Origin of the sequence: Streptomyces sp. NPDC005963 (assembly GCF_040638655.1) — a bacterium.
GTDB lineage: Bacteria > Actinomycetota > Actinomycetes > Streptomycetales > Streptomycetaceae > Streptomyces.
This window is the reverse complement of record NZ_JBEXVD010000035.1, coordinates 1-19,716: the sequence shown is the minus strand read 5'-3', so window position 1 is coordinate 19,716 and position 19,716 is coordinate 1. Positions and strand designations below refer to the sequence as shown.

Annotated in this window: 13 protein-coding genes; 8 read left to right on the top strand and 5 right to left on the bottom strand. The window is 70.3% G+C overall.

Annotated elements, in window-relative coordinates; all coding sequences use genetic code 11:
* The first annotated feature begins 39 nt into the window (after positions 1-39).
* Positions 40-5,106 (top strand): hypothetical protein, encoded by a 5,067-nt coding sequence (locus ABZ348_RS31340; protein WP_358938822.1) that lies wholly within the window; start codon positions 40-42, stop codon positions 5,104-5,106.
* Between the two features lie 201 nt (positions 5,107-5,307).
* Here ABZ348_RS31340 and ABZ348_RS31335 read toward each other — a convergent pair whose 3' ends face one another.
* Positions 5,308-5,748, bottom strand: a complete 441-nt coding sequence (locus ABZ348_RS31335; protein WP_358938820.1) for a hypothetical protein — start codon at positions 5,746-5,748, stop codon at positions 5,308-5,310.
* A gap of 522 nt (positions 5,749-6,270) precedes the next feature.
* Between ABZ348_RS31335 and ABZ348_RS31330 the strand changes: the two genes are divergently transcribed.
* The 5 genes from ABZ348_RS31330 to ABZ348_RS31310 all read left to right on the top strand — a co-directional run bounded on the left by ABZ348_RS31330 (position 6,271) and on the right by ABZ348_RS31310 (position 11,287).
* Positions 6,271-8,991, top strand: a complete 2,721-nt coding sequence (locus ABZ348_RS31330; protein ID WP_358938818.1) for a nitrate- and nitrite sensing domain-containing protein — start codon at positions 6,271-6,273, stop codon at positions 8,989-8,991.
* Positions 8,988-9,440, top strand: a complete 453-nt coding sequence (locus ABZ348_RS31325) for a roadblock/LC7 domain-containing protein (RefSeq protein WP_358938816.1) — start codon at positions 8,988-8,990, stop codon at positions 9,438-9,440. Before ABZ348_RS31330 ends, ABZ348_RS31325 begins: the two co-directional genes overlap by 4 nt.
* Positions 9,441-9,450: 10 nt before the next feature.
* Positions 9,451-9,855: a DUF742 domain-containing protein gene (locus ABZ348_RS31320; protein ID WP_358938814.1), complete on the top strand. Its 405-nt coding sequence runs from the start codon at positions 9,451-9,453 to the stop codon at positions 9,853-9,855.
* Positions 9,836-10,441, top strand: a complete 606-nt coding sequence (locus tag ABZ348_RS31315; protein ID WP_358938812.1) for an ATP/GTP-binding protein — start codon at positions 9,836-9,838, stop codon at positions 10,439-10,441. The genes ABZ348_RS31320 and ABZ348_RS31315 overlap by 20 nt, the downstream gene beginning before the upstream one ends.
* 342 nt (positions 10,442-10,783) lie before the next feature.
* A complete protein-coding gene (locus tag ABZ348_RS31310; RefSeq protein WP_358938810.1) occupies positions 10,784-11,287 on the top strand; it encodes an NUDIX domain-containing protein in 504 nt (167 codons plus the stop codon).
* Positions 11,288-11,306: 19 nt separating this feature from the next.
* On the opposite strand, the gene ABZ348_RS31305 is transcribed toward ABZ348_RS31310, so the two are convergent.
* Positions 11,307-13,667, bottom strand: coding sequence for a glycoside hydrolase family 31 protein (locus ABZ348_RS31305; RefSeq protein ID WP_358938808.1), 2,361 nt, complete (start codon positions 13,665-13,667; stop codon positions 11,307-11,309).
* Positions 13,668-13,943: 276 nt separating this feature from the next.
* On the opposite strand from ABZ348_RS31305, the gene ABZ348_RS31300 reads away from it, so the two are divergent.
* Together ABZ348_RS31300 and ABZ348_RS31295 are read left to right on the top strand one after the other, a co-directional pair.
* Positions 13,944-15,917, top strand: a complete 1,974-nt coding sequence (locus ABZ348_RS31300; RefSeq protein WP_358938806.1) for an acetoacetate--CoA ligase — start codon at positions 13,944-13,946, stop codon at positions 15,915-15,917.
* A 77-nt stretch (positions 15,918-15,994) separates the two neighbouring features.
* Positions 15,995-16,975 carry a hypothetical protein gene (locus ABZ348_RS31295; protein WP_358938804.1) on the top strand — a complete coding sequence of 327 codons (981 nt, stop codon included), beginning with the start codon at positions 15,995-15,997 and terminating at the stop codon, positions 16,973-16,975.
* A 56-nt stretch (positions 16,976-17,031) separates the two neighbouring features.
* Here ABZ348_RS31295 and ptsP read toward each other — a convergent pair whose 3' ends face one another.
* The 3 genes from ptsP to ABZ348_RS31280 form a co-directional block, all read right to left on the bottom strand.
* Positions 17,032-18,702 (bottom strand): phosphoenolpyruvate--protein phosphotransferase, encoded by a 1,671-nt coding sequence (ptsP, locus tag ABZ348_RS31290; protein ID WP_358938803.1) that lies wholly within the window; start codon positions 18,700-18,702, stop codon positions 17,032-17,034.
* 57 nt (positions 18,703-18,759) lie between these two features.
* The gene (locus ABZ348_RS31285) at positions 18,760-19,209 is read right to left on the bottom strand and encodes a PTS glucose transporter subunit IIA (RefSeq protein ID WP_358938801.1); all 450 of its coding nucleotides are present in this window, start codon (positions 19,207-19,209) and stop codon (positions 18,760-18,762) included.
* A 243-nt stretch (positions 19,210-19,452) separates the two neighbouring features.
* The coding region (locus ABZ348_RS31280; RefSeq protein WP_358938799.1) for a hypothetical protein at positions 19,453-19,716 on the bottom strand (264 nt) is incomplete at its 5' end.

The window sequence follows — 19,716 nt, the reverse complement described above, 5'->3', positions numbered from 1 at the left end:
TCCCCCCACCCGGCCTGCCAACCACGAGAGTCCGCCGCCATGTACGAGCTGTCCCGCGTTCGCCTCTACTCCATCGGGCCCGCCGGTGCGCGCTACGCCGACACCGTGCTGGACCTGCGAGGAGTGGGCGCGCCGGTGCCCCACCCCGCGCCCACCCAGGCGGAGTTCTTCGAGGAGGAGCCCGTCGGCCCGCCCCGGCGCCCGGCCCCGGCCGGTGTCCTCTTCCTGGAGAACGGCGGAGGCAAGTCCGTCCTCCTCAAACTGATCTTCTCGGTGATGCTGCCAGGGCACCGCAACACCCTCGGCGGCGCCAGTTCCGGCGTGCTGCGCAAGTTCCTGCTCGCTGACGACTGCGGTCACGTCGCCCTGGAGTGGCAGCACACGCTGACCGGGGAACTGATCGTCGTGGGCAAGGTCAGCGAGTGGCGGGGCCGCCAGGTCTCCAACGACCCGCGCAAGTTCGCCGAAGCGTGGTACTCCTTCCGCCCCGGTCCCGGGCTGAGCCTCGATTCGCTTCCGGTCGCCGAGTCAACGGCGATGCGTCCCCCGTCAGAGGGGGCGTCCGCCGCCCGTGGCCGCCGCCGCACGATGAAGGGCTTCCGCGACGCCATCACCGAGGCAGGCAAGGCGTATCCCCACCTGGAGGTCTCCTGGGAGGAGATCCACGACCGCTGGAACGAACACCTCGGAGACCTCGGTCTCGACCCGGAACTCTTCCGCTACCAGCGTGAGATGAATGCGGACGAGGGCGAGGCGGCCGGTCTCTTCGCCGTGAAGAAGGACTCCGACTTCACCGATCTCCTGCTGCGCGCCGTCACCGACACCCGGGACACCGACGGGCTCGCCGACCTCGTCAGCGGCTTCGGCAACAAGCTCGGCCGCCGTGCCGAGCTCACCGCCGAACGGGACTTCACTGCGGGGTCCGTCGATCTCCTCGGCCGGATCGTGACCGCCGCCGAGGCGCGGGGCCGGGCCCGCGACATCCACACGGGCTCCGAGCGACGCACCCGTACCCTCGCGCGGCGGCTGTCGGCTCGTGCCGGTGAGGAGCGCTCCCGCACGGCCGACCTCGCCGATCAGGTCACCGCAGCCGCGCACACCGTCACCGACGCCGAACGGGAGCGCGGCCGAAGCGCACTCATCGCAGCGGAACTGGCCTACCGCCATGCGTCCCTGGCCCTGACGGTTGCCGAGAAGGGTGCCGCTGCGCAGCGCCGCGAACTCAGTGACGCCCGGACCCTGTCCGCCGCCTGGCAGGCCGCCGAGTCCGTTCTGCGTCACCGTGCCGCAGCGGATCGCGCAGCAAGGGTCGCCGCAGCCATCCAGGAGGCCGAGCGCGATGCGGCCCCTGCCCTCGCGGCACGGGCCAGGGCCGCGGCCGACCTCGTACGGGCCCTGCACTCCGCGGCGGAGGCCGGCGAACAGGTCGCCGCCGAACAGGAGGAGCGCGCCAGCGGCCTCCAGGAACTGGGAGAGGCGGCGCACCGGGACGCGACCGCCGCCGCCACCGAAACCCAGCGGGCCCGCAGCGAGATCGGTCATCTGCGCCAGCGCCTGACCGAGGTCGAACAGGAGACGACGGAAGCGGTACGGGCCGGATGGCTCGACGACACGGCACCCGACGCCGATCCGGCACGGGCGGCCCTCGCCGCGAGCGACGCGGAGAAGTCCGCGGTCGCAGCGTGGGATGTCGCACGCGAGACCGGCCGGACGACGGCCGATCGAGCGCGGGAAGCAGCAGCCGATGAGGCTCGTGCCGAGTTGGCCGCGGCCCGCGCCGCCGACGCCGCCCGTGCCGCGGAGAACGCCTACCAAGCGGAGTACCGGGCCGCAACGTCCATCGCCGAGGACGGCCGACTGGCCGCCCTGCTCGGCCTTCCTCCGTCGGCCGCCGCCCCACCCGTCCCCTCACCGCGCAGGGGCAGCATTGCGGCAGAGGGCCGCAAACCGGGCGCCGTCCATGCACGGGTCGACGACGCAACGGAGCCCGAAGGGGCGTTGCCCCACGGCCCGACCGCCTCGGAGCCGGACCGCGGCGACGGCGTCAACACCGCCGAGGCCCCCGATCCGGGGACGACTCCTGCCGCGCCCGCACGGCACGACAGCGAACCGGAACCCCCCACGGACGAGCCGACCGCGTCGGTCGGCGATGCCGACGGCGAAGCCTGCCCTGCCGAGGAACTGCAAGTCGAGTCCGAACCGGCCGCACCCCGTGGACTCCAACCCTCCACGCCTCCCGGTGGCTCCCGCCCCGCGCCCCCGCAGCACCGTGCCGAAGACGCCGCCCGGCCTGCGCGGCGTCCGACCGAAGGCCCACTCTCCGCGGAGGAGCTCGATCGCTACGCGGAAGACCTGCGCGACCTCCTCGACCAGCACGTATCCTCCGCCGAGCGGCAGCTCTTCGACCTGCGCACCGCAGCAGCCGACGACACCCGCATCCTCGCCGCACTCGGCGACGGCGGTCTGCTGCCGCCCGGCCCGGATGTGCTGGCCACGGTCGAGTACCTGGGAGAGCACGGCATCCCCGCCCTGCCCGGCTGGCGCTATCTCGCCCAAGCGGTCGACCCCAGCGACCACGCCGCCGTCCTCGCCGCCCGCCCCGAACTGGTCGACGGCGTCGTCATCACCGACCCCGCATCACACCAGCGGGCCCGTGAAGTCCTCAGCGGTGCGGCGCTGCTGCCCCGCTCGACCGTGGCCGTCGGTACCGCCGCCGCCCTTCTCGCCCCCGTACCCCCACCCGGTGCCCACGACGACTCGGGCTCGGGCTCGGACAGCGTGTTCCTCGTTCCCCCGAACCCGGCCATGCACGACGAACACGCCGCGGACGAGGAACGGCACGCCCTTCGGGCTCGGGCGACGGCACGCGACGAGGAGATCAGAACCCTCGCCGCCCGACTTGCGGGCGACCGATCCATCGCGGCACGCCTCGCCTCCTGGCGGGCCGACTGCCCACCCGGGATGCTCGCCGAACTCGCGGACCGGAGCCGGGCCGCTCGCCAAGCCGCCGAGGCCGCCCGGGCGGAACTGACCGAAGCCCGCACGGTACGGACGGAGAGCGAGGAGGCCGCCGCGGACGCGGCCCGGGTGCGCGAGGAGCGCCAGGAAGCAGCCCAACGCGCCCGCCGGGTGGCAGACGCCCTCGCCGGACTCGCCTTCCGCCTCAGGGAGCGCGCGGGCTGGCAGGTCAAACTGCGTGAACTGGCCGACGAGGCAGCCGAGTCCGAAGCCCGGGGCGCGGTCTGCCTGGAGCGGGCGAAAGCAGCGGACGAGGACCGCCGAGGAGCCCAGCGGGCGGGCGACGACGCCCGCCGAACGGCCCGAGCGCTGCGCGCCGAGCGCGCCGAGATCGCCGGAGCGCCCGAGAACCTCCCCCAGCCCGATCCGGAGGTCCCCCGGGCGGCGTTGCCCGACCTGCGCGAGGCGTACCGCACCGCCTCACAGCTGTACGAGAAGGTGGGAGTCGGCGCCGACCTCCGTGCCGAACAGGCCCGCGCCGAGAGCGACGAGAGTGCCGCACTCGCGGAGCTGGACCGACTGACCAACAAGGTCCGCACCCGAGCCGCCCAACTCCTGGAGGCAACCGACGGCGCGGACGGACCCTCCCGTCAGGCAGCAGCCTCCCGAGCGGAGTCACTGGTGCAGATGTTGGAGACGCGGGCGTCGGAGGCCAGCGAGAAACTGGGGCGGCTCCGCGGCGAGGCCGAGCGGCTGGCCCCGGCCGACGGAGAGTTCCACACGGAGCTCCCCGAGCATCTGGCGCCGTCCGACGTGGAACACGCCCAGACGTTGCTGCGCAGCGCCACCACCGAACTGGCCTTGCGCACGGACGCCTTGGCCACGGCCAAGGACACCCACTCCGGGCTGCTCCGGGCCCATCAGTCCACCGAGGACGCCGCGGGCGGCTTCGACGAAACCGCAGCACTGTTGCGCGACCTCCTGCGGGACCAGCGCGACGACGAGGCGACGACAGAGGTTCCGGAACCCTATCCGGGCAGCCTCGCCGAGGCCCGTCACTCGGCTGCCGAGGCCCGACGCTCCCTTCGGGGCTGCGCCGCAGATCTCTCCACGGCCGAAGCGGCGGTGCGAGAAGCCAGTGATGTACTGGTGCGGCACGCCAACTCCACCCGCTATGAGCAGGTTCGCACCCCGGCCCGACAGCAGATCCGTGAGCTGCCGGCCGCAGCCCTGCCCGAACACGCGGCCAAGTGGGCGGAGGCATTCGCGCCCAGGCTCCGTGTCCTCACCGACGAACTCCAGCAGCTGGAGCGCAACCGCGACACCATCGTCGACCGACTGCGCGGTCTGGTGGAGTCCGCGCTGGCCACCCTTCGCTCCGCGCAACGCCTGTCCAGGCTCCCGGAAGGGCTGGGGGAGTGGTCGGGGCAGGAGTTCCTCCGCATCCGCTTCGAAGAGCCCGACCAGGCGACGCTGGCCGAACGCCTGGGTGAGGTCATCGACGAGGCCACCCGCGGGGCGGTACGGAAGAACTCCACGGCTGCCTACGGCGAGGGCCGCAGGGACGGCATGTCCCTCCTGCTGCGCGGAGTCCAGGCGGCCCTGGAGCCGAAGGGCATCGCGGTCGAGATCCTCAAGCCCGATGCGGTACTCCGTGCCGAGCGCGTTCCCGTCGGTCAGATGGGAGATGTCTTCTCCGGCGGTCAGTTGCTCACCGCTGCGATCGCGCTGTACTGCACGATGGCCGCCCTGCGCAGCAACGACCGCGGTCGGGACCGCCATCGTCATGCGGGCACGCTCTTCCTCGACAACCCCATCGGACGGGCCAACGCCACCTATCTGCTGGAGCTCCAGCGAGCCGTTTCGGATGCCCTGGGCGTCCAACTGCTCTACACGACCGGGCTCTTCGACACCACGGCGCTGGCCGAGTTCCCGCTGGTAATCCGGCTGCGGAACGACGCCGATCTCCGGGCGGGTCTGAAGTACATCAGTGTGGAGGAGCATCTGCGCCCCGGCCTGCCCCAGCAGGACCCTGCGAGGGAGGCGGTCCACGGCGAGATCACCGCCACCCGGATGTTCCGCCGAAGCACGACGAGCGCCGACCAAGCGGCGGAGCGATCCGGCGCCGACTCGACCACATCGGGATAGCCCGCTCGACGTCGTTGCCGGCGAGGAACTCGCCCGTTGAACTGCCTGGTCGCGCTGCCCGGTCACCACGGACCGGGCAGCGGACCCGCAGGGCGATCCGCCCCTGCCCAGGACGCGTCACTCAAGCCCTGTCGGCGGGTCTGAGAACGCTCGCCGCCTGGGCACATACACCCAGGCCAGGCACGCCCAGGCCAGGCGCGGTCAGGCCCGTGAAAGCCGTCCCGGCCCCCGGCGCCGTATGCGCGCGCTTCGACGAGCGTCGGCCTTGGCCACTCGCCTTGCCCTGCGACGCTCGCGCCGCAGCTGCCGGGCACTGCTGCTGGGCTCCGACACCACGCCGTTGCGCTGGTTCCACACCTGCCGGGTCACCCACACGTCGAGCACCCCCCAGGTCGCGACCACCGTGCTGGCCACGCTGCTGATCACCATCGGAAAGGCCAGCCACGACCCCGCCAGGGTGGACAGGAACGCGATCATCGCCTGGATCAGGGTCAGCGAGACGATCAGCACCGCCCTGACCGCGGCCGTTCTCACCGGATCGGCCATCCGTCTCCGTGTCGACGGCTCCTCTACCCAGAGCTGTCGCGGAATCGGAGTAGGGCCCGTCGCCCACGTCCCGGCAGGACGCTCATCCGTATCCATGGTCGTACTCACTCCCCACGCCCCCCATGTCTGCCCGGCCTCAGGGTGGCTGCCCGAATTCCATGCCTTTACTCGTCTTTACTCCTGCTGCGCGTCTGCCCCCACACCTCCGCAACCAAACGGAGTGAGACGGTCCCGAGAGGAGGGGCGGTGCCCCAACCCGCCCGAAGTGAGCCGAAGTTCGAAGGGGGCTTCGGAGTCCACGGCCCGGACAGCCCTCTGGCCTCCAAGATCCCCCCGTATGTCAGACGAACGACGAGCCCGGATGATTCCCCAGCAGTCGCCCAGACCGAATAATTCCAGCCATCTCGCCCTGTCTCGAAGGTGATGTGCCCTGGTCGTTGTCTGACACGCCGCGAATACCAACTCCTTGAATACCGGGACAACCTGTGATCAACACGCCCGCCGTAGGCTGAAAACCGTCCGGACGAGTCTTCGAGTTGTCCCTGCGGCAGTAGTAGGCTCACGCCGTTTGTTGACGGAACTCCGCCCAGAACGGGCGAGGTTGAGCAGGGGGAGGCCATGCGCTTTCGCGGGAAGTCCATCCGCCGGAAGATCGTGGCGTTGATGCTGGTGCCGCTTATCTCCCTGACCGCCCTGTGGGGATTCGCCACGGTGCTGACCGGTCAGGAGGCCAACCACCTCCTCAAGGCCAGTTCGGTGGCCGAGGAGGTCGGCGAACCGGTTGCCGATGCGCTTCACGACATCCAAGTAGAACGGCGGGCGACCCTGGTCTACCTCGCCGACCGCCGGGCTGCCGGAGCGCTGCCCGCACTGCGCGAAGCGCGGGTGGCCACCGACCGGGCCGTCGCCCGGATCACCAGGAACGCCGCCAAGCCCGAGGTCCGCGAAGATCTGCGCTCGGACACCGCGCGCCGATTGACCTCCTTCAAGGAAGGACTCGACGGACTCATCGCCCTGCGCCGCTCCGTCGAGTCGGCCGCGGTGTCACGCGGCGAAGCGCTGGAGTTCTACAACCGCATCGTCGACCCCGGGTTCAGCTTCCTCACCACCCTCCAGACCCTCCACGACGAGGAGATGGAACGTCAGGGCCGCGGTCTGGTGGGCCTTGCGCGGGCCATGGAACTGCTCTCCCGCGAAGACGCCCTGATCGCGTCCGCGCTGACAGCCGGGAAGGTCAGCGACAAGGAGGTCCGCCAGCTCTCCGACTTCGTCGCCAACCGCAAGCTCTACTACGAGCTCAACCTGGAGGCGATGCCCGCCAAGGAGCGGGAGGTCTACCTCCGGCTCTGGCGCAGCCCCCAGACCCAGCCGCTGCGCGACGCCGAAGAACGCCTCATCGAGGAGGGGTCGATCAGGGAGGCGAGCGAAGCCGAGGCCAAGGAGTGGCAGGCCGCCGCCAACCCCGTCCTGGACGAACTGAGGGAATCGGCCAAGGCGTCCAACGAGCGCTACCAGGACCGGGTCGGTCCCGCCGCGTACGACGTGTTCATCCTGGCCGGCCTCGCCGGCGTGTTGGGCTTCCTCGCCCTGCTCGTGTCGATCATCGTCTCCGTACGCATCGGCCGTGATCTCATCCGTGACCTCACCCGGCTGCGCAAGGAGGCCCACGAGGTTTCCGGCGTGCGGCTGCCCAGCGTGATGCGGCGACTCGCGGCCGGCGAACCGGTGGACGTGGAGACCGAAGCGCCCCGGCTGGAGTACGAGAAGGACGAGATCGGCCAGGCCGGTCAGGCCCTCAACACCCTCCAGCGCGCCGCCGTCGAAGCAGCGGTCCGCCAGGCCGAAATGCGACGGGGTGTCTCGGAGGTGTTCGTCAACCTCGCCCGTCGCAACCAGGTGCTCCTGCACCGACAGCTCACCCTCCTCGACGCGATGGAGCGCCGCACCGAGGACACCGACGAACTCGCCGACCTCTTCCGTCTCGACCACCTCACCACCCGCATGCGTCGTCACGCCGAGGGTCTGGTGATCCTCTCGGGCGCCGCCCCGTCCCGGCAGTGGCGCAAGCCGATCCAGCTGATGGACGTCGTACGGGCTGCGGTCGCCGAGGTAGAGGACTACGAGCGCATCGAGGTGCGCAGGCTTCCGCGCATCGGCGTCGGTGGCCCTGCCGTCGCCGACCTCACCCATCTGATAGCCGAGCTGCTGGAGAACGCCACGGTGTTCTCGCCACCGCACACGGCCGTCCAGGTGCATGGCGAGCGGGTCGCCAACGGCTTCACGCTGGAGATCCACGACCGCGGCCTCGGCATGGCGTCCGACCTCCTGCTCGACGCCAACCTCCGCCTCGCGGAGACACCCGAGTTCGAACTGTCCGACACGGACCGCCTCGGTCTGTTCGTGGTCAGCCGGCTCGCCCAGCGCCAGAACGTCAGGGTCTCGCTCCAGCCGTCACCGTACGGGGGCACGACGGCGATCGTCTTTATCCCCGCGGCCCTGCTCACCGACGCCCCGGAGACCCGAGGCGCCGGATTCCGGCTCGACCGCAAGAGCGACAGCCAGGCGGCGCGTCGCGGCGGAGAGAACAGGCGTACCGCTCTGTCCGCATTGACAGCCCCGGGGCAGGACGATTCGATGTTCTTCGGCGAACCCGTGGAACTGGACCATCAGTCCGACGGGCTGGGCGCACTCGGCGCCGGCCCGCTCGGCGCCGGACGCGGTCAGCTCGAAGCCACTCCGTCCGACGACCCCTTCGGAGGCTTCCCCGGCGTCCCCGACCGTGGCGAGAACGCCCTGCTCCGACCGCTCGCACGGGGGGCGTGGAAGCCGACCCCGGGCGAACAGCACCAACAGGCGAACGACCCGACACCGGAACGGACGTCGGGCACCGTGCCGCTACCTCGTCGTCAACCACCCACCCTCGTCAGCGATCACGGACGTAGAGTGGATGACCAAGGCCGGAACCACCCGACCACCGAGCCCGTGCGCGCCGAGCAACCCCAGCGCGCGTACCGTTCCGAGGCATCCCCACGAGGCGCCGAAGGGACGTCACCCGCACGGATCGACGGTCTGCCCCGGCGGGTCCGTCAGGCGAGCCTCGCCCCCCAACTCCGGGAGAGCGCCGCCGCCGAGCGGAACGCGGCGAGGGAAGCCGGGGGAGCCGGTGAGAGGGGTCGGGAAGTCGAACGCGACGCGGACGAAGTGCGCAACAGGATGGCCTCCATGCAGCGAGGGTGGCAGCGGGGCCGCCTCCGAAACGCATATGGGGCTGACGCCGCACCGACCACCGGCTCCGGTCAGACAGCACCACGAACGACATCAGAGGGGGACGGTCCATGACCGCACCGCATACCGCAGCGAACACCGCAGGCGCCCGCCCGGCAAGCAGAGGCTCGGGTGAACTGAACTGGCTGCTCGACGAGTTGGTGGACCGCGTCGGCAGCATCCACAAGGCCCTCGTGCTCTCCAGCGACGGACTGGCGACCGGCACCTCCCGCGAACTCACCAGGGAGGACAGCGAGCACCTCGCGGCCGTCGCCTCCGGATTCCACAGCCTCGCCAAGGGCGTCGGACGGCACTTCGACGCCGGTCAGGTCCGCCAGACCGTCGTCGAACTCGACGAGGCGTTCCTCTTCGTCACCGCAGCGGGTGACGGCAGCTGCCTCGCCGTCCTCGCCGACGCGGATTCCGACGTGGGACAGGTCGCGTACGAGATGACGTTGATGGTCAAGCGGGTCGGAGTCCACCTCGCCACCGCGCCGCGGACCGGTCACGCCCCCAGCGGGTGAAGGTCCTGGCATGAGTGAATCGACTCATCACGCCCAGCACCCGCACCACTTCTTCGATGCCGATGCCGGCCCGGTCGTTCGCCCGTACGCCATGACGCGCGGTCGTACGAGCAGTGTGAACCAGCACCGGATGGACCTGATCGCCCTGGTCGTCACGGAGCCGGCGGCCGACCATCCCGGCCGGGACCAGTCACTCTCACCAGAGCACGTCGAAATCGTCGAGCGCTGTGGCGAAGCGCCGCAGTCGATCGCCGAACTCGCGGCCGGTCTGGATCTCCCCGTCGGGGTGGTCCGGGTCCTGGTCGGCGATCTCGTCGAGGACGAGCTGGTCCATGTATCCCGTCCCGTTCCGCCGGCCGAGCTGCCGGATGTGAGTATTCTCCGCGAGGTGATTGATGGTCTTCGGGCGCTCTAGCAGCCGACGGCCCGTCGAACCCGTGACCCTCAAGATCCTGGTCGCGGGCGGTTTCGGTGTTGGCAAGACGACGTTGGTGGGGGCGGTCAGCGAGATCAAGCCCCTGCGTACGGAAGAGACCCTCAGCGAAGTCGGCCGCCCGGTCGACAACACGACCGGGGTCGAGAACAAGACCACGACGACCGTCGCCATGGACTTCGGGCGGATCACCCTCCGCGAGGACCTGGTGCTCTACCTCTTCGGCACACCGGGGCAGGACCGCTTCTGGTTCCTCTGGGACGAACTGGCGCAGGGCGCGCTCGGTGCCGTGGTGCTGGCGGACACCCGCCGGTTGGAGGACTCCTTCGCCGCGGTCGACTACTTCGAGCGGCGCGGCATTCCGTTCACCGTCGCGGTGAACTGCTTCGAGGGGGCGGATCGGTTCCCCGCGGAGAGCGTCCGCGCGGCACTCGACCTGGACTCGGAGGTTCCGTTGCTCCAGTGCGACGCCCGTGAGCGGGAGTCGGCCAAGATGGTGCTGGTCTCCGTGGTGGAACACGCCATGGCACGGGTGGAAGGGCAGCGCCCGCACGCCACGACGACGTGAGGCGGGCGGTCGTCCCCGGTCGGTGCCGCAGCTGCGCGGTCCGGATCCGGGGCCGGTCGCCGCTCCACACCAGCGAGCCCCGTGAGCAGCAGACGGATCGCCCGGCACCCCGGCACATCGGATCACAACACACCACTCCTGCGCCCCTGCTGCGACCGAACCGCGCGTCGAATGAGCGGTGACGGATCCCCACGGCTCGACGATCCGCAGTCCTGAGGTGTTTCTCGGCCATCCCCGGCCGCTCGGCGAACAGGCCGAGAACGACCACACGAGCTCGCAACAGGACAGACCACACATCCCGTTCCCACCCCGGCACACCAGGTCATCGGTTACAGTCCGCCCGTGCCCAACGACTCCTTCTGCGGCCATTGCGGAGCCCCCTACGGCCCCCGCACCGACTGGCCCCGCACCTGCACCGCCTGTGGGACCACCGCGTACCGCAATCCCCTCCCGGTTGCCGTCGCCATCCAGCCCGTGCGCGACGAGGACGGCACGGGACTGGTCGTCATCACCCGCGCCATCGAACCCCGCCGGGGGCTGGTCGCCCTCCCCGGTGGTTTCATCGACCACGGCGAAACCTGGCAGGAGGCGGTCGTCCGTGAACTCCACGAGGAGACCGGCATCGAGGCGGCGGCCACGGACGTCCGGCTCGCCGACGCGATGAGCGCACCCGCCGGACACCTGTTGCTGTTCGGAGTGCTCCCCGGCCTGCGGATGGAACAACTGCCACCGATGGTCCCCACCCCGGAGACGTCGGACCGCCACCTCCTGCGCACACCGACCGAGTTGGCCTTCCCACTCCACACCACCGCCGTCCGCAGATGGTTCATGGGCCGCTACGAGTGAGAACGACGCGGCGCTCCGCCTACGGCACGGCGTCCAGCCCGCGCACCCGCACCGGCCGCTTCGGCGGCCCCGCGCCATCGCCCCGGATCAGTTTCACCCGTACCTCACCGTCGACGAGTCGGGTCGTGTACCGCTCTACCTCCGCACGTCCCCAACCGTCACCGCTCCCCGACACCACCACACCACTCCCCTTCCGTCCGGGGGCAGGGGCCCACACTTCCAACTCCGTCCCCCCGTCCGCTGCCCTGACCGCCAGCACCGATCCCGCCCGGGCCAGCACCGGAATCCGGGACAGCGGCGCATCGACCACCACCTGCCCCGGGCCCTCGTAGCCACGACCCGTTCCCGTGTCGTACCAACGGCCCCGGGGCAGCCGTACCGTACGACTCCTCGCACCCGGCTCCAGGATCGGCGCCACCAACAGCGCATCGCCGAGGAGGAACGCGTCTTCGCAGTCCCGGAGTACCCGGTCCTGGGGAAACCCCCACCACAGTGGACGGACATAGGGTGCCCCCGTCAACCGCGCCAACTGAGCCAGGGTGACGAAGTAGGGGCGCAGCCGCTCTCGTTCCAGCAGCGCTGCCCTGGCGTGTTCCAGAACGGCCGGCCCGAACTCCCACGGCTCCCGCCGCCCCGCGCCGATCGCCGCATGGGTACGGAACAACGGGAGGTACGCACCCAACTGGAACCACCGCAGATACAACTCGGGTGTCGGAGTGCCGTCGAAACCACCCACGTCCGGCCCCGAGTAGGGCACACCGCACAACCCCAGCCCCAACACCAGCGCCAGCGAGGCCCGCAACCCCGGCCAACCACCGGCCACATCGCCCGACCAGGTGCCGCCGTACCTCTGCATCCCCACCCATCCCGAACGCGAGAACAGGAACGGGCGCTCATGGGGACGCAGCCTGCGCAGGCTCTCGTACCCCGCCCGCGCCATCGCCAGCCCGTACACGTTGTGCGCCTCGCGATGGTCCCCACCGCGACCCTCCAGCGCGTGCCGGGCCGAGCGGGGAAGGGTGTTCGCACCGAACACCGAGAACGACACCGGCTCGTTCAGGTCGTGCCACATCCCTGCGAACCCCTGCTCCAACCGCTCCTCGTACCACTGCCCCCACCAACTCCGCACCTGCGGATCGGTGAAGTCCGGATAGACGCACGCACCGGGCCAGGTAACCCCCCGCACCTCGCGCCCGCGACCGTCCCGCACGAAGGCGCCGGCCGCGAGCCCACTGTCGTACACGATGTCCCCCGCCTCCGCCTTCACCGCGGGATCGACGATCGAGACCAGTCTGACCCCGTCGTCGGCCAGATCCTCGGCCAGCGCCGGAAGGTCGGGAAACCGGCGCGGATCGACGGTGAAGACGCGGTGCCCGTCGTAGTGATCGATGTCCAGGTGCAGTGCCGATAGCGGGAGGCCACGTTCCCGATAGCCGGCCACCACCCGTCTGACCTCGCGCTCACTGCCGAAACCCCACCGGGCGTGCTGCGGCCCCAGGGCCCAGGAGGGCGGCGCGGCGGGAGCCCCCGTCAGCCGGGTCCACCGTGACAACACCCGTGCCGGTGTCCCCACCACCACCCAACAGCGCAGCGGACCCCCGTCCATGTGCACCTCGCTCGTGGCCGGGCTGTCATGACCCGAACCAGCACCCTCCACCCCCTCGCGGAGCACCACCCGCCCGTCCCAAGAGTCGTCGTAGAACGCCAGGTGCGTCCCCGCGTCCGCCACCACCAACTGCACCGGCATGGTGATGTACAGCGGATCGTCGCCCGGTGTGAACGGTCGGCCCGGATCGGTGTTCCACAGCCGGTACGTCCCCGCCCGCAGCCGCGGCCCCGATGCGCGACCGCCCAAACCGAAGAACCGCGCGTCCGCGGGCACCTCGGAGCGCACCGCCCACCGGGCCGCCCCGCCGTCCGCCCGCTCCCACCAACGAGGCGGCAGATCCCTGCGCAACACCACCCCACCGGGCGTGCGCACCTCGACCGCGCCCTCCCGCGAGACCTGAACCGTCAGCCGCTCGGACACCACGCGCCAGCCCCCGTCCTTGTCCGGTTCGAGCGTGGCCCGCGGATCCGGTTCCGGTACGCCACCGGCCAGTGCGTACGACGGCTCGGGACCGGCCCCGTCCCACCCCCAGAACACCGCACCGCCCGCCACCACCCGGATACGCAACTCGGACCGTGCGAACCTGATGTCCCCGCCGCCCGGCCGCGGCTCCGCGTCCACCACGACCCCCGGCACCCTGGCGCGCTCCGCACCCCGACCCGGAACCTCCCGGGCGTCCAACCGACGGTGGCGCCACCCCGACACCAGCGCACGCCATCCTCCGGGCCTTGCGAAACCCACACCTGCGCGCAGCAGTCCACGACCCTTCATGGGCCTCACCCTGCCACCGGTGCGGCATATGCGTGGGGATGTTCAGCGTCCGTTCACCCGCTCCGGGCGAGCCCCCGGCGATGCTCCGGTCCGCCTGCCAGCAGCGGAGAGAGGGCCCTCCGCGACACCCTCCCGCGCCCGACGGAGGGTGGCCTGGTGCCGAAGACGATCACATGGCATCGTCCTGTCAACCGGGTCACGCGCAGCCGGCGTGCACCCGATCACGACCGACGCCGAACGACACACCGTGCACAGCCACCCGGGAGAGCACCCCCCATGACCGCGACCGCGCACCCCGAGCCCCTGTGGCAACCGGACCCCCAACGGATCGCCACCGCACGGATCACCCGCTTCCAGGCATGGGCCGCCGAACACCACGGAGCCCCGGCCGACGGCGGATACCCCGCACTGCACCGGTGGTCCGTCCAGGAACTGGAGACCTTCTGGCGCGCCCTCGCCGAATGGTCCGGCGTCCGCTTCTCCACTCCGTACGAAACGGTCCTCGCCGACGCCGCCATGCCCGGCGCCACCTGGTTCCCCGGCGGTACCCTCAACTACGCCGAACACGCCCTGCGCGCCGCCGCCGAACGCCCCGACGAGCCGGCACTGATCTGCGTGGACGAGACCCCAGAGCAGACCGCCGTCAGCTGGTCCGAACTCCGCCGCCAGGTGGGCGCCCTCGCCGCCGAACTGCGCGCACTCGGCGTACGGCCCGGGGACCGCATCAGCGGCTATCTGCCCAACATCCCCGAGGCCGTCGTCGCCCTCCTCGCCTCCGCGGCCGTCGGCGGGGTCTGGACCTCCTGCGCCCCCGACTTCGGCGCCCGCAGCGTCCTCGACCGTTTCCAGCAGGTGGAACCCGTCGTCCTCTTCGCCGTCGACGGCTACCGCTACGGCGGGAAGGAACACCGACGCACCGACACCGTCGCCGAACTCCGCCGTGAACTGCCCACCCTGCGCGCGGTCATCCACGTCCCCCTGCTGGGCACCCCGGCCCCCGAAGGCACGCTCACCTGGAGCGACGTCACAGCGGCGACGGTGGAACCGCACTTCGAACCACTGCCCCTCGACCACCCGCTGTGGGTCCTCTACTCCTCCGGCACCACCGGTCTGCCCAAGGCCATCGTCCAGTCCCAGGGCGGCATCCTGCTCGAACACCTCAAACAACTCGCGCTGCACTGCGACCTCGGCCCGGAGGACCGGTTCTTCTGGTACACCTCCACCGGCTGGATGATGTGGAACTTCCTCGTCTCCGGCCTGCTGACGGGCACCACCGTCGTTCTCTACGACGGCAGCCCCGGCCACCCGGAGATCGGCGCCCAATGGGGCATCGCGGAACGCACCGGAGCCACCTTCTTCGGAACCTCCGCCGCGTACGTCATGGCCTGCCGCAAGGCCGACGTCCACCCCGCCCGCGACCACGACCTCTCCCGCATCAGCTGCATCGCGACGACCGGCTCACCGTTGCCCCCCGACGGCTTCCTCTGGATCAGGGACGAGTTCGCGCACGACATCTGGATCGCCTCCGTCAGCGGCGGAACCGATGTCTGCAGTTGCTTCGCCGGTGCGGTACCCACCCTTCCCGTGTACGTGGGGGAGATCCAGGCCGCCTGCCTCGGCACGGACCTCCAGTCCTGGGACCCGCACGGCAGCCCCCTGATCGACGAGGTCGGGGAACTCGTCGTCACCCGCCCCATGCCGTCGATGCCCATCCGGTTCTGGAACGATCCCGACGGCAGCCGCTACCACGACAGCTACTTCGAGATGTTCCCCGGCGTCTGGCGACACGGAGACTGGATCACCATCACCGAGCGCGGTTCCGTCGTCATCCACGGCCGCTCCGACTCGACCCTGAACCGGCAGGGCGTACGCATGGGCTCAGCCGACATCTACGAAGCCGTCGAACGCCTTCCTGAAATCAGGGAGTCCCTCGTCATCGGCCTGGAAGAAGCCAACGGCGGCTACTGGATGCCGCTGTTCGTCCAACTCGCCGACGGAGCGACGCTCGACGACTCCCTGCGGGACCGGATCAAGCGGACCATCCGCGAACAACTCTCACCCCGCCACGTGCCCGACGAGATCATCCCGATCCCCGCAGTACCGCACACCCTCACCGGCAAACGCCTCGAAGTCCCCGTCAAGCGACTGCTCCAAGGCACGCCCCTCACCAAGGCGGTGAACCCCGGCTCCGTCGACGATCCCGAACTGCTCACCTTCTACGCCGAACTCGGGCGCACCAGACAGGGCTGAGCACCGGCCTCGGGCGGCGATGTCAGTGCGGCCCTCTACGGTGAGTCATGGAGAAGTGACGGACCGCAGGGGGAGACATGGCACACGACGACAACTTGAGCAGGCACACGCCACGGCCGGGCCGCAAGACGCGCGGCCCCCGCGGTGGACCTCGGGCCACGAACCGACCGGGGAACCGGCCCTCGCCACGACGGGCCCTGCGGCAGGAGGCCGTCACCACGATCGGGGTCATCGCCGACGACGTCGACTTCCGGGCCATGCGCCGCTATCCCACCTTCGTCTTCGACGACCACCCGGAATACCTCCGCCACCTCCAGGCCCTCCTGCGCTCCCAAACGACCGACGAACGACACACGGGCATCGTCCTCTTCGACCCGGAGGACTTCGCCGCCTTCTGTTCCGAACAGGGTCTGGATCCCGACACCCCCCTCAGCCGCAGCCGCTACACGGCACACGCCGCCGAGCGCTTCGGCACCCTGACCTACGGCGGCGAGCCCCTCACCAGCCTGTTGCCCGAACTGATCGACCGATCCGTACGCCGGGCCACCCGGTACTACGCGTCGAGCCTCCTCGCCGAAGCGGGGGAGTGCTCCGACTGCGGCCGGCACATCGGTCGAGCCGCCTTCGACAGAGCGTCCCGAACCCTGGCCCGCCTGCTGGACGCGGCAGGCACCGGAAGCCACCACCTCGTCTGTAGCGTCCGCACGCCCAGCGGACAGATCTTCGCGGTGCTCCACGCAGAGGGCCCCACCACCACACCGTCGCCACCCGCCGAACCCGACACGTCCGACGTCGCCGAGTTCGTGACCGTCCTCGCGGCAGGCATCGCCCTCAACACCACAGGAGGGCTCGTCCTGCGCACCAAGACCCCGGCCGCACCCGACCGCCTCCACGGCTGGCGACTCCACCACGGCCGGCTCCTCGCCCTCACCGAGGCACAGGTCTTCAGCGCCTACTGCACGGACATCGAGACCGGTGATCCGGTGCCGCCCGAACCGGGCGTCGACTACCGCGCCGGGTTCGACATCCCCGACGATGATCCGCAGACCCACCACTGAGGCACACGAAGAGGGGACCCGCCCAAGAGCTGTGGGTCCCCTCCGTCTCAGAACGCCTACTCGCCGGACAGGACCGCCTGCGCAGCGGTACGCGCCTCATCGGCCGTGTCGGTGGCACGGGCCGCAGCCGCCGCCCGTTCGCACTGGGCCAAGGTGTACGTCGCCAGTGCCGCCCTCACATAGGGAATCGCCGTCGCGCTCATCGACAACGACGTCACGCCCAAGCCCGTCAGGACACAGGCGAGCAGTGGGTCGGAGGCCGCCTCACCACAGACCCCGCAGCTCTTCCCCTCGGCCTTCGCAGCCTCGGCCGCGATTGCCACCAGATCGAGCAGCGCCGGCTGCCACGGGTCTTGGAGCCGCGAAACGGCTCCCACCTGGCGGTCTGCCGCGAACGTGTACTGCGCCAGGTCGTTGGTGCCGAGCGAGAGGAACTCGACCTCCCGCAGGATTGACCGAGCCCTCAGCGCAGCGGACGGAATCTCGACCATCGCGCCGTACTTCGCCCGCAACCCTGCCGCCCGACACGCCTCGGCGAACGCCCGTGCATCGATCCGATCCGCCACCATCGGCGCCATGACCTCCAGATGTACGGGCAGGCCCTCGGCGGCACGGGCGAGCGCCGTCAGCTGGGTCTGCAACACCTCCGGATGGTCGAGGAGGCTGCGCAGCCCCCGTACGCCCAGTGCGGGGTTGGGCTCATCTGCCGGCGTGAGGAACTGCAACGGCTTGTCGGCCCCTGCGTCCAGCACCCGTACGACGACCCGGCCCTCCGGGAAGGCGGTCAGCACCTGGCGATACGCCTCGACCTGCTTCTCCTCCGAGGGAGCGCGCTCACTGTCGTCGAGGAAGAGGAACTCGGTGCGGAACAGGCCGACGCCCTCGGCGCCGGCCTCAACCGCCGCCGGTACGTCCGCCGGGCCGCCGATGTTCGCCAGGAGCGGCACCTTGTGCCCGTCCGAGGTGGTCCCGGGCCCACTGGAAGCGGTCAAGGCCGCTTTCCGCTCGGCCGCGACCCGCTCAAGAGCGGAGCGCTTCTCGGCGCTCGGCTCAACGAAGATCTCACCGGAACTGCCGTCGACGGCGATGAGCGTCCCCTCGGCCAGTTCCCCCGCACCCGGCAGCGCCACCACTGCGGGAACTCCGAGAGCCCTGGCCAGAATCGCGCTGTGGCTCGTCGGTCCGCCCTCCTCGGTCACGAAACCGAGCACCAGCGTGGGGTCGAGCAGCGCCGTGTCGGCGGGGGCGAGGTCCCTGGCGATCAGCACGAAGGGCTCGTCGCTGTCCGGTACACCGGGCATCGGCACCCCGAGCAGCCGGGCCACGATGCGGTTCCGCACGTCATCCAGGTCGGCGACCCGCCCGGCCAGATACTCCCCGGCACCGGCCAGCAGCGCGCGGTACGAGGCGAACGCGTCGTAGACCGCGCGCTCAGCGGTACTGCCCACGGCGATGCGACGTTCTACGTCCGCCATGAGCTCGGGATCCTGCGCCATCATCGCTTGCGCTTCGAGGACGGCCTGAGCCTCGCCCCCGGCGAGGTTCCCCCGCGCGATGAGATCGGCGGACACGGCCTTCACCGCCTGGTGGGCACGCCCCTGCTCGCGCTCGGTGTCCTGTGCCGGGTTCTGTTTCGCCGGCGGTTCCAGAACCGCCGTACCCATGTGCCGGACCTCGCCGATCGCCACGCCGTGGCTCACCCCGACGCCTCGCAGAGTTGTCTCCATGTCACCCGTCTTCGATCGAGCGACGGCCCGCGCCGTCGCACTGGTTGATGCCCTCCGTCACTGCCAGCCGAAAAGTGCTTCCCCCACGTTGACGTCCCCACTCTCCACGACGCCGGAGAGAGCGTCGGCGGTGGCTTCCAGCGCCACGATCGGACAGATCGGGGACTTTCCCGCCTCTTCGACGGCCACCGGGTTCCAGCGGACCATCTCCTGCCCCCGACTGACGGTGTCACCCTTGTTCACGAGCAGTTCGAATCCCTCGCCGTTCAGCTGGACCGTGTCGATCCCTAGGTGGGTCAGAACGCCGTGCCCCTCACTGTCCACGACGACATACGCGTGCGGGTGGAGGGAGACGACGACCCCGTCGACCGGAGCGACGGCCACGGAAGGCTCACGCAGCGGGTCGACTGCGGTACCCGGTCCCACCATGGCGCCGGAGAACACGGGGTCCGGCACCGCCGCGAGGCCGATGGCACGTCCGGCGATCGGGGACGTCACTGTGGTCATGGAGCCTCCTAGAGGCGGGGAATCGGTCTCACACCGTCACTATGTGTATGCGGCGGCGCACTGTTCAGCAGCGTATGTCATGTGAAGTCCTATTTCCGCCCGGAACCTTCCGGGTGGTGGAGCACATGACCAGAGGTGCCGTCGCCCCGTGGTGGCGATTTGCCTCGGCCTCTCTGCGCCCGGTACTGTCGGTCTCCTGCCTGGGCCCGCTGCGACGTTCCGTCGAGGGCCGGCAGCGGCTCGTCAATCCTGGATCCACTTGTACTGGTTGCTTTGCATGCCTGTAAAGCATTGGTCAGCAAGTCGGAAATGGAATGATAAAGTCGGCTCAGCCGAAAGGCGAAAAGCCCTTCCAATCGGGTGCTGGATCGAATTCGAAGTCCGGAAACGGAGTGAGAAAAAGGTCTGGTAGGGTTGGAAACGCAAGACCGGAGGGAAAAGCCCGGAGAGTCCTGAGAGGGATTTGAAGGAAGCGTCCGTTCCTTGAGAACTCAACAGCGTGCCAAA